The sequence below is a fragment of the Streptomyces sp. AC550_RSS872 genome (genome assembly GCF_019049285.1).
GTDB lineage: Bacteria > Actinomycetota > Actinomycetes > Streptomycetales > Streptomycetaceae > Streptomyces.
Window position 1 is genome coordinate 1 of the sequence record NZ_JAGMUL010000097.1, and the last position, 14,376, is coordinate 14,376.

The 14,376-nt window shown below is 70.8% G+C and carries 13 protein-coding genes; 7 read left to right on the forward strand and 6 right to left on the reverse strand.

Features of this window, described 5'->3' with window-relative positions:
- Positions 1 to 847: 847 nt before the first annotated feature.
- Together KUM44_RS31180 and KUM44_RS31185 are read right to left on the reverse strand one after the other, a co-directional pair.
- The gene (locus KUM44_RS31180; RefSeq protein WP_217213121.1) at positions 848 to 1,141 is read right to left on the reverse strand and encodes an MTH1187 family thiamine-binding protein; all 294 of its coding nucleotides are present in this window, start codon (positions 1,139 to 1,141) and stop codon (positions 848 to 850) included.
- Positions 1,138 to 1,482, reverse strand: a complete 345-nt coding sequence (locus KUM44_RS31185; RefSeq protein WP_217213122.1) for a DUF3817 domain-containing protein — start codon at positions 1,480 to 1,482, stop codon at positions 1,138 to 1,140. Before KUM44_RS31185 ends, KUM44_RS31180 begins: the two co-directional genes overlap by 4 nt.
- 198 nt (positions 1,483 to 1,680) lie before the next feature.
- Between KUM44_RS31185 and KUM44_RS31190 the strand changes: the two genes are divergently transcribed.
- The 4 genes from KUM44_RS31190 to KUM44_RS31205 all read left to right on the forward strand — a co-directional run bounded on the left by KUM44_RS31190 (position 1,681) and on the right by KUM44_RS31205 (position 4,337).
- The gene (locus KUM44_RS31190) at positions 1,681 to 2,313 is read left to right on the forward strand and encodes an AIM24 family protein (protein ID WP_217213162.1); all 633 of its coding nucleotides are present in this window, start codon (positions 1,681 to 1,683) and stop codon (positions 2,311 to 2,313) included.
- Position 2,314: 1 nt separating this feature from the next.
- Positions 2,315 to 2,965, forward strand: coding sequence for an AIM24 family protein (locus KUM44_RS31195; RefSeq protein WP_217213123.1), 651 nt, complete (start codon positions 2,315 to 2,317; stop codon positions 2,963 to 2,965).
- Positions 2,962 to 3,759, forward strand: a complete 798-nt coding sequence (locus KUM44_RS31200) for an AIM24 family protein (RefSeq protein WP_217213124.1) — start codon at positions 2,962 to 2,964, stop codon at positions 3,757 to 3,759. Before KUM44_RS31195 ends, KUM44_RS31200 begins: the two co-directional genes overlap by 4 nt.
- Positions 3,760 to 3,860: 101 nt before the next feature.
- Positions 3,861 to 4,337 (forward strand): MarR family winged helix-turn-helix transcriptional regulator, encoded by a 477-nt coding sequence (locus KUM44_RS31205; protein ID WP_217213125.1) that lies wholly within the window; start codon positions 3,861 to 3,863, stop codon positions 4,335 to 4,337.
- Positions 4,338 to 4,352: 15 nt separating this feature from the next.
- On the opposite strand, the gene KUM44_RS31210 is transcribed toward KUM44_RS31205, so the two are convergent.
- Positions 4,353 to 5,777: a cell wall metabolism sensor histidine kinase WalK gene (locus tag KUM44_RS31210; protein WP_217213126.1), complete on the reverse strand. Its 1,425-nt coding sequence runs from the start codon at positions 5,775 to 5,777 to the stop codon at positions 4,353 to 4,355.
- Positions 5,774 to 6,451, reverse strand: a complete 678-nt coding sequence (locus tag KUM44_RS31215; RefSeq protein ID WP_217213127.1) for a response regulator transcription factor — start codon at positions 6,449 to 6,451, stop codon at positions 5,774 to 5,776. Before KUM44_RS31215 ends, KUM44_RS31210 begins: the two co-directional genes overlap by 4 nt.
- A 121-nt stretch (positions 6,452 to 6,572) precedes the next feature.
- Here KUM44_RS31215 and KUM44_RS31220 point away from each other — a divergent pair, with 121 nt between their 5' ends.
- Positions 6,573 to 7,205: a PepSY domain-containing protein gene (locus tag KUM44_RS31220; protein ID WP_217213128.1), complete on the forward strand. Its 633-nt coding sequence runs from the start codon at positions 6,573 to 6,575 to the stop codon at positions 7,203 to 7,205.
- 131 nt (positions 7,206 to 7,336) lie between these two features.
- On the opposite strand, the gene meaB is transcribed toward KUM44_RS31220, so the two are convergent.
- Positions 7,337 to 8,293, reverse strand: a complete 957-nt coding sequence (meaB, locus tag KUM44_RS31225; RefSeq protein ID WP_217213163.1) for a methylmalonyl Co-A mutase-associated GTPase MeaB — start codon at positions 8,291 to 8,293, stop codon at positions 7,337 to 7,339.
- 48 nt (positions 8,294 to 8,341) lie between these two features.
- The gene (locus KUM44_RS31230; protein ID WP_217213129.1) at positions 8,342 to 9,538 is read right to left on the reverse strand and encodes an acetyl-CoA C-acetyltransferase; all 1,197 of its coding nucleotides are present in this window, start codon (positions 9,536 to 9,538) and stop codon (positions 8,342 to 8,344) included.
- A gap of 148 nt (positions 9,539 to 9,686) precedes the next feature.
- On the opposite strand from KUM44_RS31230, the gene mce reads away from it, so the two are divergent.
- Together mce and scy are read left to right on the forward strand one after the other, a co-directional pair.
- The gene (gene mce, locus KUM44_RS31235) at positions 9,687 to 10,127 is read left to right on the forward strand and encodes a methylmalonyl-CoA epimerase (RefSeq protein WP_048582912.1); all 441 of its coding nucleotides are present in this window, start codon (positions 9,687 to 9,689) and stop codon (positions 10,125 to 10,127) included.
- Between the two features lie 234 nt (positions 10,128 to 10,361).
- Entirely contained in the window at positions 10,362 to 14,210 is a 3,849-nt protein-coding gene (gene scy, locus KUM44_RS31240) for a polarized growth protein Scy (RefSeq protein WP_217213130.1), read from the forward strand.
- Positions 14,211 to 14,376: the final 166 nt, after the last annotated feature.

The following is a 14,376-nucleotide window of genomic DNA, read 5'->3' on the forward strand; positions in this document are numbered from 1 at the left end:
CCTGGGGTCCGCGAGCCACGCGGGCCAATTGAGGGATCTGCGGGGGTGGGTGCGGGGGGCTGGGCGCGGGGGGTGGGGCATGTGCCGTCGCTGGGGCGTGGGTTGGGTGCGACGTGACGCGAGATGCGAGGGACGCGAGGGATGCGATGCCTGCGGCGGCCTGCTGGTGTTCGGTGGGGGTGCGCGTGGCGGTTCGGTGCGTGGGTCGGGGTGCGAGGGATGCCTGCGGCGGCCTGCTGGTGTTCGGTGGGGGTGCGCGTGGCGCGGTTCGGTGGGTGGGTGGGTCGGTGCCGCGCCGGGGGTGTCCGCCCTCGGTCCGGTGGCAGGCGTTGCGCGAGAGGTCCTGTCCCTTGACACCGGACTGAGGTCGGGGCCGCGCCGGGGGGTGTCCGTCCTCGGTCCGGTGGCAGGCGTTGCGCGAGAGGTCCTGTTCCTTGACACCGGACTCTGCGGGCGGGCACTCCCCGACACGTCCCCTTCGCGCCGCGGGCGACTGCGGCCCGGTGGGGCCATCGCCCCATCTCGCCCCCGACGGGCGGATGATGCCGGATGCGCGATCGACGGCCGGTGGGGGCTGGTCGCGCGGTTCCCCGCGCCCCTGTGGGGCGATGCAGCCCCGCACCCTTCAACCCACCCGCAGGCCCGGACACCTCCAGCCCGTCCGGCGTTTGAGGACGAGGCCGTGCAGGCCGACGGGGGTCCAGGGGGCGGAGCCCCCTGGCGGGGTGGAAGGGGCGGAGCCCCTGGGGATGGGACGGGTAGGGGCGGCGGGGGCGAGAGACCCCCGGGGTCGGGCAGGAGGGCGCGGTGGAGTCCCCGGGGCCGGACGGGGACTTGGGTACGGCGGCTAGTCGGCCAGGTGGCGTTCCACCGTCTCGACCTTGGAGGTGAGACCGTCCGTCACGCCGGGGCGGATGTCCGCCTTGAGGACAAGGGAGACGCGAGGCGCGCGGGACTCGACCGCGGCCACGGCTCGCTTGACCACGTCCATGACCTCGTCCCACTCACCCTCGACGGAGGTGAACATCGCGTCGGTGCGGTTGGGCAGGCCGGACTCCCGGACCACTCGGACGGCGTCGGCGACGTACTCCCCCACGTCCTCGCCGACGCCCAGCGGTGTCACGGAGAACGCGACGATCATGCGTTGACGATCCCTTCCTTACGGGCGCGGGTGGCGATGACCGCGTCCTCGGCCTCGCGCTTGAGCTTGCGGTCGGCGAAGAAGCCGCCGGTCGGCAGGACGGAGAGGACGAAGTAGAGGGCGGCGGTCTTCAGCGGCCACTTGGCACGGTTCCAGGCGTCCGCCCAGAAGATCACGTACAGGATGAAGAGGACGCCGTGGACCGCACCCATCACGGGCACCGCGTTGAAGTCCGTGGTCCGCTTCAGCACCGAGCAGACGAGCAGGAGCAGGAACGACACCGCCTCGGGGGTCGAGACGAGGCGGAGGCGGCGGAGGGCGGTGGCGGTCTTGATGTCCACGGGTCACCTTCGGTGGGTTGGGTGGTTTCGGGGGAGAGACGTCGGTCGCTCGGACTGAGCTTGTGAACGCAAGCACAAACGCTCGTCCATTGTGGCAAACGCCGGGGGGTGGGTCGGCCTCGGGGTGGCGTCAGGGGTGAAGTCCACCCCCAGGATCTGTTGGCGGTGGGCACCGGCGGTTACCTTCGCTGCGTGGCGATGTTCCGACTGCAAGGCAGCAAGGTGCTCGCCGTCGACATGACCGGGGATGCCGTGAAGGCGAAGAACGGCTCGATGGTCGCGTACGACGGGCAGATGACCTTCAAGAAGATGAGCGGTGGGGGTGAGGGCCTGCGGGGCATGGTGACCCGGCGGCTCACCGGTGAGCAGATGACGGTGATGGAGGTGAAGGGGCATGGGACGTGCTGGTTCGCGGACCGGGCCTCCGAGATCAACCTGGTGAGCCTCCAGGGCGACAAGCTGTACGTCGAGTCGAGCAATCTGCTCGCCACGGACGCGGGGCTGCGGACAGGGACCAGCTTTACCGGGATGCGCGGCGCCTCACAGGGGAACGGGCTGTTCACGACCACCGTCGAGGGGCACGGCCAGGCGGCGATCATGTCGGACGGTCCGGCCGTGGTGTTGCGGGTCAGCTCGCAGTACCCGTTGACCGTCGATCCGGGGGCTTACGTGGCCCATCAGGGGAATCTGCGGCAGTCCTTCCAGTCCGGTGTGACGTTCCGCACGTTCATGGGGGAAGGCGGCGGCGAGGCCTTCCAGATCCGGTTCGAAGGGGACGGGCTGGTGTACGTACAGCCGAGCGAGCGGAACACGATCGCGGGGGACGTGTGAGATGGGCTTCCGCGAGATCAATTCCAAGATGGTCGAGGCGACCGTCATGCCGGGGCAGCGGCTGTTCAGCCAGCGCGGGGCCATGCTCGCCTACAAGGGCGAGGTGTCCTTCACTCCCAACATGAGCGGCGGTCAGGGCGGGATCATGTCGATGATCGGGCGCCGGGTGGCGAACGAGGACACCCCGCTGATGGCCGTCGAGGGCAGCGGGACCGTGCTCTTCGGGCACGGCGGGCATCACGTCCAGGTGATCAACCTCTCCGGCGACACCCTGTGCGTCGAGGCGGACCGCCTCCTCGCCTTCGAGGGCACCCTCCAGCAGGGCACGATGTTCCTCGGCTCGCAGGGCGGGGTCATGGGCATGGTGCGGGGGCAGGTCAGCGGGCAGGGGTTGTTCACGACGACCCTGAAGGGGCACGGGGCCGTGGCCGTCATGGCACACGGTGGTGTCTTCGAGATTCCGATCACCCCGCAGCGCCCGGTCCATGTGGACCCCCAGGCCTACGTCGCCCACCACGGCGACGTGCGCAACAAGCTGTCCACCGCGCTGGGCTGGCGCGACATGGTGGGCCGGGGCTCCGGTGAGGCCTTCCAGCTGGAGCTCAGCGGAAGCGGTGCGGTGTACGTCCAGGCTTCGGAGGAGAAGCTGTGAGCCAGTATCCGGGTGCGGGTCCGACCGTGTTCGACCCCATGACGCTGCCCTGCGACGACAACGTCAACGCCTACACCTTCTGCGTGGAGCTCAAGGGGAGCCAGTGGTTCCTTCAGAAGGGGAAGATGATCGCCTACTACGGCTCGATGGAGTTCAACGGCGTCGGGCACGGGCGACTCGACCAGCTTGTCCGTACGTCCTTTCATTCGCCACTGCACGCCAGTGACTGGGTCGTGGCGGCGGGCTCCGGCAAGATGCTGCTCGCTGACCGGGCCTTCGACGTCAATTCGTACGACCTCGAAGACGGCAACCTGACCATTCGCTCGGGCAACCTGCTCGCTTTTCAGCCAAGTCTTGCCCTCAAGCAATCAATCGTGCCGGGTTTTCTGACACTGATCGGAACCGGAAAGTTCGTGGCCGCATCTAACGGTCCGGTGGTGTTCATGGAACCCCCGATCCGGGTGGACCCGCAGGCGCTCGTCGGCTGGGCCGACTGCCCGTCGCCGTGCCACCACTACGACCATGGCTACATGACCGGCGTAATGGGCGGTCTACGTGCACTGACAGGCCTCGGCGGGGCCTCCGGAGAGGAGCATCAGTTCGAGTTCGCCGGAGCCGGTACGGTCCTGCTCCAGTCGACCGAGACCCTGATGGCCGAGCAGGCCACGGGGGCAGTTCCGTCGGGGGCCGGAGTACCGGGTGCCGGCGGGACGCACACAAGCCCTTCACAGACGGCCGGCACACAGCGCCTTCCCGGACAGCTCGGAGACCTCCAGCGTCGCTTCGGGCTGTGAGCGGTAGTCTGCGGAGTGTGACATCGAACGTGTGCGCACACAGGGATGTCACAGAAAACCCTCGCTAGTTCGCCTTTCAACTTTTTAGGTAGACTTCATTCATGGAGACCGAGACGGCCACCCACTGGCTGACCGATGCGGAGCAGTGCGCCTGGCGCACCCACCTGGAGGTCAACAGGCTCTTGACGTACCAGCTCGAGAAGGACCTCCAGCCGTTCGGCCTGACGATGAACGACTACGAGATCCTGGTGAACCTCTCCGAGTCGGAGGACGTACGGATGCGGATGAGCGACCTCGCGTCGGCCACCCTCCAGTCCAAGAGCCGCCTGTCCCACCAGATCACCCGGATGGAGAACGCGAACCTGGTCCGGCGTGAGAACTGCGAGTCCGACCGCCGCGGGCTCTACGCGGTCCTCACCGAGCACGGCATGGAGACGATGCAGAAGGTCGCGCCGCATCATGTGGCGTCGGTGCGCAGGCACTTCATCGACCTGCTGTCCCTCGACTCCCTGACCGAGCTCGACAAGGCCCTCAAGCCCATCGCCGAACACCTGCGCGGCCAGCGGGGACGTCCGTAACCCCGGCCCCCGGGGTCAGTGAGCCTGCGGCAGGCGGAGTTCGAACAGGGCTCCGCCCGCCGGCGCCCGGCCAACGGTGAGCGTGCCACCGTGCCGTACGGCGACGTCGCGGGCGATGGCCAGGCCAAGACCGGCACCGCCGTCGTCGCGGCTGCGGGCCTCGTCCAGCCGGACGAACCGCTCGAAGATCCGCTCCCGGTCGGCCTCGGCCACCCCGTCCCCGTCGTCGGCGACGGCCACGACGGCCCACTCCCCCTGCCGGTCGACGGTCACCGTGACCGCCGAGCGGGCGTGCCGCCCGGCGTTGTCCAGCAGGTTGGTGAGGATCCGCCCGACCTGTGCCCGCGACCCCGCCACCTCCACGGCCTGCGTGTCCGCCGTCACACCCGCGCGCCCCTCGGCCTGCTGCCGGGCCAGCGCGCCGAGGTCGAACCGCGTGTCACCGGGTCTCTCTCCCGCGTCCAGACGGGCGAGCAGCAGCAGATCCGCCGCCAGTGCCTGGAGCCGTACGGTGTCCTGCACGGCGCCGTCGAGGTCGAGCAACTCGGGGTGGGCGGCGCCCACTTCGAGCTGGGTGCGCAGCGACGCGACCGGGCTGCGCAGTTCGTGCGAGGCATCGGCTACGAACCGGCGCTGGCGTTCCACCGAGGCCTGGAGGGCGGCCAGCGTCTCGTTCGTGGTCAGCGCGAGGCGGGCGACCTCGTCGTGCGTGTCCGGCACCGGCACCCGGCGCGCGAGGTCCTCGGACGCGGTGATCGCGGCCATCTCGGTGCGGATGCCCTCGACCGGGCGCAGGGCGCGCCGGGTGACCAGCCAGGTGACGCCCGCGACGACGGCGAGCAGCAGCGGGAATCCGATCAGCAGGGCGGTCGACGCCGTACCCACGGCGCTCTGCTCGGCGGAGAGCGGCGCCCCGGCGTGGACGGTGAGGGTGCCCCTGTCCTCGAACTCGACCTCGACGGCGGCGAAACGGTAGTCCGCGGTCTTGCCGTCGAGGGTGGCGGAGCCGTTGCTGTAGTCGGTGTCCGTGCCGATCTCACCGGCCTCGGGGGCCTGGCCGGAGGCGCGGTCGTCCGAGTCGTCGGCGTCCTCGCGGCCCGTGCCGCCGGTGGCCGTGCGCGGGTGCACGGCGTCGACGCCCGTACCGCTGATCTTCTCCAGGTCCTCGCTGGCCGCGACCAGGTTCCCGTTCTCGTCGACGATCTGGACCGGCCGATCGTCGTCGTCGAGCGCGGACAGCCGGCCGTAGGGCCGCCCGTCGGACAGTTCGACGGCGATGTTCCGTGCGGTGCCCGCGGCCTCCGCTGCCGCCTGGCCGGTCAGGTTGGACCGCAGCGACAGCAGTACGGCGGTACCGGCAGCGACCAGTGCCACGGCGACGACGAGGGTGGCGGCCAGGGTCGCCCGGGACCGGACGGAACCGAAGAGCCGGCGGCTCATGGCGACGCCTCCATTCTCTCCAGCCGGTAGCCGGCCCCGCGCACCGTCCGGATGAGCCCGGCGCTCAGCTTGCGCCGCAGGGTGCTGACGTACACCTCGACGATGTTCGGGTCGCCCTCGTACGCGAAGTCCCAGACGTGCTCCAGGATCTCCGCCTTGGACACCACCTCACCGGCCCGCACCACGAGCTGCTCCAGGACCGCGAACTCCTTGGCGGTGAGGACTACTTCGCCGTCGCCGAGGAAGACGCGGCGCGCGGCGGTGTCGACCTTCAGATCCCCGTGGACGTGCACGGGCGAGGCCCCGGCGCCCTGTCCTCCGCGCCGCAGCAGCGCCTTGACGCGGGCGACGAGGACGACGTACGAGAAGGGCTTGGTCAGGTAGTCGTCGGCCCCGGTGTCCAGTCCCTCGGCCTCGTCGTACTCGCCGTCCTTGGCGGTGAGCATCAGGATCGGCACGTCGTGGCCGGCGGCGCGCAGGGCGGCGCAGACGCGGTAGCCGTTCATGCCGGGCAGCATGATGTCCAGGATCACGAGGTCGTACGACCCCTCCGAGGCCCGGTACAGCCCCTCCCTGCCGTCGTGTACGACGTCGACGGCGTACCCCTCGGCCGTCAGTCCCTTGGCGAGCGACAGGGCCAGCCGCTTTTCGTCCTCCACGATCAACAGGCGCATGCGTAAAGGTTCGCAAAGCGAAGCTGAAGATCTCTTCAGGGGGCTTCAGGTTCCTCTCAGCGTCGGTTCGGCAGATTGGTCTCCGTCGAAAGCAATCGCAGCAAAACGGGAGGGAACCCCCATGAAGCGCAACATCGTCATCGCCACCGTCGCCGCCGCGGCCCTGATCGGAGGCGGCACCGTCGCGGCCTACGCGTCCGGTGACGACGACAGCACGTCCACACAGCGTCAGTCGGCCGTCCGGGTCGCCGACGACCGGGACGACAGCGCGGAGGACGCGGCCGAGGACAAGGCGGACGACCGGGACGACGACGACCGTACGGCTGCCAACGGCACCCGTGTCACGGCAGCCGACGCGATCGCGGCCGCGCTCAAGCACACGCCGGGCACGGCCGTCTCCGCCGATCTGGACGACGACGGCTCCCACGTCTGGGAGGTGAACGTCGTCAAGGGCGACGGCTCCGACTACGACGTCCGGGTCTCCACCGACAACGGCAAGGTCCTCGGCGCCCAGCGCGACGACGATGACGACAACGACGGCCGCGAGGACCTCGCCGCGCTGAAGGGCGCGCGTGTGGACGCCCGCGAGGCCGCCCGGGCCGGCGCCGCGAAGGGCACTGTCACCGACGTCGACCTGGACGACGACGGTCCCGCCGTCTGGAACGTGGAGACCACGAAGGGCGAGTGGAAGGTCGACCTGAAGACGGGCAAGGTCACGCAGGACCAGGACGACCGTGACGGCGACGACGACTGACGGCCGACGGCAGGTAGCGCCTGACGGCCCGGGGACCGCGGATCATCGGCGACTGCGGTGCGTCGTGGCTCGTCGCCCGCGCGGCGGAGTCGCACATCGATACCGTCCCGCGTCTTCAGGTTGGCTGCGTTTCAGGCCCGCGTAAGCCCCGCCACCAGCTGGTCCGCCGCCCGGTACGGATCCAGTTCCCCGGCGACGATCTTCTCCGCCAGCGCACCCAGCCGGCGGTCGCCGTGGAGGTCTGCGATGCGTTCGCGCAGGGCGGTGACGGCGATGGTCTCGACCTCGCGGGCGGCCCGCGCGCGGCGGCGTTCGGCGAGGACTCCGCGCTCCTCCATCCACGCCCGGTGCTTCTCCAGGGCCTCCAGGACCTCGTCGACACCCTCGCCGCGCGCGGCGACCGTCTTGACGATCGGTGGGCGCCAGTCGCCGGGGCCGCGGGACTCGCCGAGGCCGAGCATGTGGTTGAGCTCGCGGGCGGTGGCGTCGGCGCCGTCGCGGTCGGCCTTGTTGACGACGTACACGTCGCCGATCTCCAGGATGCCCGCCTTCGCCGCCTGGATGCCGTCGCCCATGCCGGGGGCGAGCAGGACCACGCTCGTGTCCGCCTGGGAGGCGATCTCGACCTCCGACTGGCCCACGCCCACCGTCTCGACGAGGATCACGTCGCAGCCCGCCGCGTCCAGGACGCGGATCGCCTGCGGGGCCGCCCAGGCCAGACCGCCGAGGTGGCCGCGCGTCGCCATCGAGCGGATGTAGACGCCGGGGTCGGAGGCGTGGTCCGACATCCGGACGCGGTCGCCGAGGAGGGCGCCGCCCGAGAAGGGCGAGGACGGGTCGACGGCCAGGACGCCGACCCGCTTGCCCTGCTTGCGGTACGCCGTCACCAGCGCCGAGGTCGAGGTGGACTTGCCGACACCCGGTGAACCCGTCAACCCGACCACGTACGCGTTGCCCGTCAGCGGCGCCAGTGCCGCCATGACCTCCCGCAGCTGCGGGGACGCCCCCTCCACCAGGGAGATCAGCCGGGCCACGGCCCGCGGCCGGCCTTCCCTGGCCTGGGCCACCAGGGTGGAGACGTCCTGCATCACAGCTCCGTTCACGAAAGAGGTCCTACGGGGTCCTGCCAGGAGAACTCAGGCCTTGGGTACCCGCACGATCAGCGCGTCACCCTGGCCGCCACCGCCGCACAGCGCGGCCGCGCCGACGCCGCCGCCCCGCCGCTTGAGCTCCAGGGCCAGGTGCAGGACGAGCCGCGCACCCGACATACCGATCGGGTGACCCAGGGCGATGGCTCCGCCGTTGACGTTCACCCTTTCCGGGGACACTCCGAGGTCCTTCATTGACTGCACCGCGACGGCCGCGAAGGCCTCGTTGATCTCGATCAGGTCGAGGTCGGAGACCTCCAGGCCCTCCTTCTTCAGGGCGTGGGCGATGGCGTTGGACGGCTGGGACTGGAGGCTGTTGTCCGGGCCCGCCACATTGCCGTGGGCGCCGATCTCGGCGATCCAGTCCAGGCCGAGCTCCTGCGCCTTGGCCTTGCTCATGACGACGACCGCTGCGGCGCCGTCCGAGATCTGGGACGACGTACCCGCCGTGATCGTGCCGTCCTTGGCGAACGCCGGGCGCAGCTTGCCCAGCGACTCCGCGGTGGTCTCGGCGCGGATGCCCTCGTCCTTGCTGAAGACGACGGGCTCGCCCTTGCGCTGCGGGATCTCGATCGGGGTGATCTCGGCCTCGAAGATGCCGTTCTTCTGGGCGGCGGCCGCGCGCTGGTGGGACTGGGCGGCGATCTCGTCCTGCTCGGGACGCCGGATGCCGAGGCGGGTGTTGTGCTTCTCCGTGGACTCACCCATGGCGATGTTCTCGAAGGAGTCGGTCAGACCGTCGTACGCCATCGCGTCGAGCATCTCGATCGCGCCGTACTTGAAGCCCTCACGGGACTTCGGCAGCAGGTGCGGGGCGTTGGTCATGGACTCCTGGCCGCCCGCGACGACCACGTCGAACTCGCCGGCGCGGATCAGCTGGTCCGCGAGCGCGATCGCGTCGAGGCCGGACAGACACACCTTGTTGACGGTGAGCGCCGGGACGTTCATCGGGATGCCGGCCTTGACCGCGGCCTGGCGCGCCGGGATCTGGCCCGCGCCGGCCTGGAGCACCTGGCCCATGATCACGTACTGCACCTGGTCGCCGCCGATCCCCGCACGGTCGAGGGCGGCCTTGATCGCGAAGCCGCCGAGGTCGGCTCCGGAGAAGGACTTCAGTGAACCGAGCAACCGTCCCATGGGCGTACGCGCGCCCGCGACGATCACAGAGGTAGTTCCAGAAGACATGAGGTGCGATCCCCTTCCAGCTGGACAGCCGAGGAGTGAACGAGGGTTTACTTCGAATGTACTGAGTGGCACTCCGTGCCGTCACCGGGCCGTCAGTGTGATCGCGCGCACGTTGCGTAACCACCTCCGGGGCGCTGCACTGAATTCCATGCTGACGCGAATCGACCACATCGGGATCGCCTGTTTCGACCTGGACAAGACCGTGGAGTTCTACCGGGCCACGTACGGCTTCGAGGTGTTCCACTCCGAGGTCAACGAGGAGCAGGGTGTCCGCGAGGCCATGCTCAAGATCAACGACACCTCCGACGGCGGCGCCTCCTACCTGCAACTTCTCGAGCCCACGCGCCCGGACTCCACCGTGGCGAAGTGGCTCGACAAGAACGGCGAGGGTGTCCACCACATCGCTTTCGGTACGGCGGACGTGGACGGCGACGCCGCCGACATCAAGGACAAGGGCGTACGCGTTCTGTACGAAGAGCCCCGGCGCGGCTCCATGGGGTCACGAATCACCTTCCTGCACCCGAAGGATTGCCATGGCGTACTGACAGAACTGGTCACTTCGGCGCCTGTTGAGTCACCTGAGCACTGACCTCCGTACATATGGGCCGGTAGGGTTGGGGGCGGTCGCCGCTCAGTCCAGGGTGACCCGGCCCCTCCCGTCAAAGGTGGGACCGTTTCCGGGGTCCGGGTTTCGGGGGACGAGGGTGGGGCAACAGCCCGTGCTCCGCCGTTGATCTGACACCATTCCCCGGGGGCCCCGTTCGGCGGATGGACGGTGCTCGTATGGAGAGACTTGCGACCAGGGGACGGATGGGACCGCGCAGTGCGGGGCTACGAACGCCAGGAGCGAGAGCCGGCGGCTGACGTCGACCACCTCTCTCGGTTCGAGGCCGAGATGGATCGGCTGAAGACCGAGCGGGAGAAGGCGATCCAGCACGCCGAGGACCTCGGCTACCAGGTCGAGGTGCTGCGCGCCAAGCTGCACGAGGCGCGGCGGACCATCATGTCCCGGCCCGCCTTCGACGGCGGCGACATCGGCTATCAGGCCGAGCAGCTGTTGCGGAACGCGCAGGTCCAGGCCGACCAGCTGCGCCAGGAGGCCGAGCGCGAGCTGAGTCAGGCGCGTGCGCAGACCCAGCGGATCCTCCAGGAGCACGCGGAGAACGCGGCCCGGTTGCAGGCCGAACTGCACCAGGAGGCGGTGACCCGCCGCCAGCAGCTGGACCAGGAGCTGGCCGAGCGCCGGCAGACCGTCGAGTCGCACGTCAACGAGAACGTGGCGTGGGCGGAGCAGCTGCGGGCCCGGACCGAGCAGCAGGCCCGTCGGCTCCTCGACGAGTCGCGCACCGAGGCCGAACAGGCCATGGCGACCGCGCGCGCCGAGGCCGAGCGGCTCACCAGCGAGGCCCGCCAGCGGCTCACCAGCGCGGCCGAGGAGGCCCGCGCGGAGGCCGAGCAGATCCTGCGCCGCGCGCGGACGGATGCCGAGCGGCTGCTGAACGCCGCCTCGACGCAGGCCCAGGAGGCCACCGACCACGCCGAACAGCTGCGCAGCTCCACGGCGACCGAGTCGGACGCGGCCCGCCGGCAGGCCAGCGAGCTCAGCCGGGCCGCCGAGCAGCGCATGGCGGAGGCCGAGGAGGCGCTGCGCAAGGCGCAGTCCGAGGCCGAGAAGCTGGTCGCCGAGGCGAAGACGGCCGCCGAGAAGGCCCTCTCCAGCGCCGAGTCGGCCAACGAGCAGCGCACGCGTACGGCGAAGGAGCAGGTCGCCCGGCTGGTCAGCGAGGCCACCAAGGAGGCCGAGAGCACCAAGGCGGACGCGGAGCAGGTCGTCGCGGACGCCCGTGCCGAGGCCGAGAAGATCGTCGCCGAGGCCGCAGAGAAGGCCCGCACGGTCACCGCCGAGGAGAGCGCGACCCAGCTGTCCAAGGCGGCCAAGACCGCCGAGGACGTGCTGAACAAGGCGCAGGAGGACGCGCAGAACACCACCAAGGCCGCGGCCGAGGAGGCCGAGCGGATCCGTACGGAGGCCGAGGCCGAGGCGGACCGGCTGCGCGCCGAGGCGCATGACATCGCCGAGCAGCTCAAGGGCGCGGCGAAGGACGACACCAAGGAGTACCGCGCCAAGACGGTCGAGCTCCAGGAGGAGGCCCGTCGGCTGCGTGGCGAGGCCGAGCAGCTGCGCTCCGAGGCCGTCGCCGAGGGTGAGAAGATCCGCGCGGAGGCCCGCAAGGAGGCCGTCCAGCAGATCGAGGAGGCGGCCAAGACCGCCGAGGAGCTGCTGTCCAAGGCCAGGCAGGACGCGGACGAGCTGCGCCAGAAGGCCACGACGGACAGCGAGAAGGTCCGTACCGAGGCCATCGAGCGCGCGACGACGCTGCGCCGGCAGGCCGAGGAGACCCTCCAGCGCACCCGCCAGGAGGCCGAGCGGCACCGCGAGGAGGTCGTCGAGCAGGCCGAGGGCATCAAGTCCGACGCCGAGCGGGCCGCGCGGGAGCTGCACGAGGAGACCGAGCGGGCCATAGAGGCCCGCCGCACCGAGGCCGCCGAGGAGCTGGCGCGGCTTCACTCCGAGGCCGAGCAGCGGCTCGCGACGGCCGAGCAGGCGCTGAAGGACGCCCGCGAGGAGGCCGCGCGCATCCGGCGTGAGGCGGCCGAGGAGACCGACCGCCTGCGCGCCGAGTCCGCCGAGCGGATCCGTACGCTCCAGCAGCAGGCCGAGGAGGAGGCCGACCGGCTGCGCAACGAGGCCGCGTCGGACGCGTCCGCGTCCCGGGCCGAGGGCGAGGCCATCGCCGTACGCCTCAGGTCGGAGGCCGCGGCCGAGGCGGAGCGGCTGAAGTCGGAGGCGCAGGACACCGCCGACCGCGTCCGTGCGGAGGCGCAGGCCGCCGCCGAGCGGCTCGCCACGGAGGCGTCCGAGACGCTCGCCGCCGCGCAGGAGGAGGCCGCCCGGCGCCGTCGCGAGGCCGAGGAAACCCTCGGTTCCGCCCGTCAGGAGGCCGACCAGGAGCGCGAGCGGGCCCGCGAGCAGAGCGAGGAGCTGCTGGCCTCCGCCCGCAAGCGGGTGGAGGAGGCGCAGGCCGAGGCGGTCCGGCTGGTCGAGGAGGCCGACCGGCGCGCCACCGAGATGGTGTCGGCGGCCGAGCAGCACGCCCAGCAGGTCCGCGACTCCGTGTCGGGACTGCACGAGCAGGCCCAGGAGGAGATCGCCGGGCTGCGCAGTGCCGCCGAGCACGCGGCGGACCGTACGCGCAGGGAGGCGCAGGAGGAGGCGGACCGGGTCCGCTCCGACGCCTACGCCGAGCGGGAGCGGGCCAGCGAGGACGCGGGCCGCATCCGGCGCGAGGCGAACGAGGAGTCCGAGGCCGCCAAGTCCCTCGCCGAGCGCACGGTCGGGGAGGCGATCGCCGAGGCGGAGCGGCTGCGGTCGGACGCCGCCGAGCACGCCCAGCGGGTGCGTACGGAGGCGTCGGACGCCATCGCCGAGGCCGACCAGGCCGCGTCGCGCACCCGGGCCGACGCCCGCGAGGACGCCAACCGGATCCGGTCGGACGCGGCGACGCAGGCGGACACCCTCATCACCGAGGCGCGTTCGGAGGCCGAGCGGCTCCAGTCGGAGACGATCGCGGAGGCCGACCGGGTGCGCACCGACGCGCTCGCCAAGGCCGAGAAGCTGGTCGGGGACGCCACGTCGGAGGCGGAGCGGCTGCGCGCCGAGGCCGCGCAGACGGTGGGGTCGGCCCAGCAGCATGCCGAGCGGGTCCGCAGCGACTCCGAGCGCGTCAAGGCCGAGGCGGCCGCGGAGGCGGAGCGGCTGGTCAACGCGGCGCGCGAGGAGGCCGAGCGCACTCTCGAAGAGGCCCGCAAGGACGCCGGCAAGCGACGCCAGGACGTGGCCGAGCAGGTGGACAAGCTCATCACGGAGTCCACGGCCGAGGCGGACAAGCTGCTCACCGAGGCGCAGGCTCAGGCGCACAAGACGACCGCGGACGCCGAGGCGCAGGCCGACACCATGGTGGGCGCCGCCCGCAAGGAGGCCGACCGGCTGGTCTCCGAGGCGACGGTCGAGGGCAACTCGATGGTCGAGAAGGCCCGTACGGACGCGGACGAGCTGCTCGTCGGCGCCCGCCGGGACGCCACCTCGATCAGGGAGCGCGCGCAGGAGCTGCGCGACCGCATCACGACCGAGATCGAGGAACTGCACGAGCGGGCCCGCCGTGAGTCGGCCGAGACGATGAAGTCGGCCGGCGACCGCTGCGACGCGCTCATCAAGGCCGCCGAGGAGCAGTTGGCCAAGGCCCAGGCGAAGGCGAAGGAGCTGGTCTCGGAGGCCAACTCCGAGGCGGGCAAGGTCCGTATCGCCGCCGTCAAGAAGGCCGAGGGGCTGCTGAAGGAGGCCGAGCAGAAGCGGTCCACGCTGATCCGGGAGGCCGAGGAGCTGAAGGCCGAGGCGGTCCGCGAGGCGCGGCGCACGGTCGAGGAGGGCAAGCGCGAGCTGGAGGTCCTGGTCCGGCGCCGCGAGGACATCAACGCCGAGATCTCCCGTGTCCAGGACGTCCTGGAGGCGCTCGAGTCCTTCGAGGCGCCGTCCGCGGCGAAGGACGGCGGGGTCAAGGCGGGTGCGACGGTGGGAGCACCTCGATCGGGTGGCAAGTCATCAGACGGCTAGCGAAGCGGGAGCGTTCGGGTGTCTCCTGGGGCCTTTGACCAAGTTTTTGGCAAGCCGTCCGACGGTTAGCCACTCAAAAGGGGTCTCATTCTCCAGATCAAACACGTATCCGCTCGATGACACACCGCTTCGGCCCCTAGGATTCCACTTATCACCTCACCGGTCT

What these genes read in the sequence shown, in the direction of transcription:
- KUM44_RS31210 (WP_217213126.1), bottom strand. Translation starts at nt 5,777, where the DNA reads ATGAGCCGCCGGCTCTTCGGTTCCGTCCGGTCCCGGGCGACCCTGGCC.
- KUM44_RS31205 (WP_217213125.1), top strand. Translation starts at nt 3,861, where the DNA reads ATGGAGACCGAGACGGCCACCCACTGGCTGACCGATGCGGAGCAGTGC.
- KUM44_RS31195 (WP_217213123.1), top strand. Translation starts at nt 2,315, where the DNA reads ATGGGCTTCCGCGAGATCAATTCCAAGATGGTCGAGGCGACCGTCATG.
- KUM44_RS31180 (WP_217213121.1), bottom strand. Translation starts at nt 1,141, where the DNA reads ATGATCGTCGCGTTCTCCGTGACACCGCTGGGCGTCGGCGAGGACGTG.
- KUM44_RS31220 (WP_217213128.1), top strand. Translation starts at nt 6,573, where the DNA reads ATGAAGCGCAACATCGTCATCGCCACCGTCGCCGCCGCGGCCCTGATC.
- meaB (WP_217213163.1), bottom strand. Translation starts at nt 8,293, where the DNA reads ATGCAGGACGTCTCCACCCTGGTGGCCCAGGCCAGGGAAGGCCGGCCG.
- KUM44_RS31230 (WP_217213129.1), bottom strand. Translation starts at nt 9,538, where the DNA reads ATGTCTTCTGGAACTACCTCTGTGATCGTCGCGGGCGCGCGTACGCCC.
- mce (WP_048582912.1), top strand. Translation starts at nt 9,687, where the DNA reads ATGCTGACGCGAATCGACCACATCGGGATCGCCTGTTTCGACCTGGAC.
- KUM44_RS31190 (WP_217213162.1), top strand. Translation starts at nt 1,681, where the DNA reads ATGTTCCGACTGCAAGGCAGCAAGGTGCTCGCCGTCGACATGACCGGG.
- KUM44_RS31215 (WP_217213127.1), bottom strand. Translation starts at nt 6,451, where the DNA reads ATGCGCCTGTTGATCGTGGAGGACGAAAAGCGGCTGGCCCTGTCGCTC.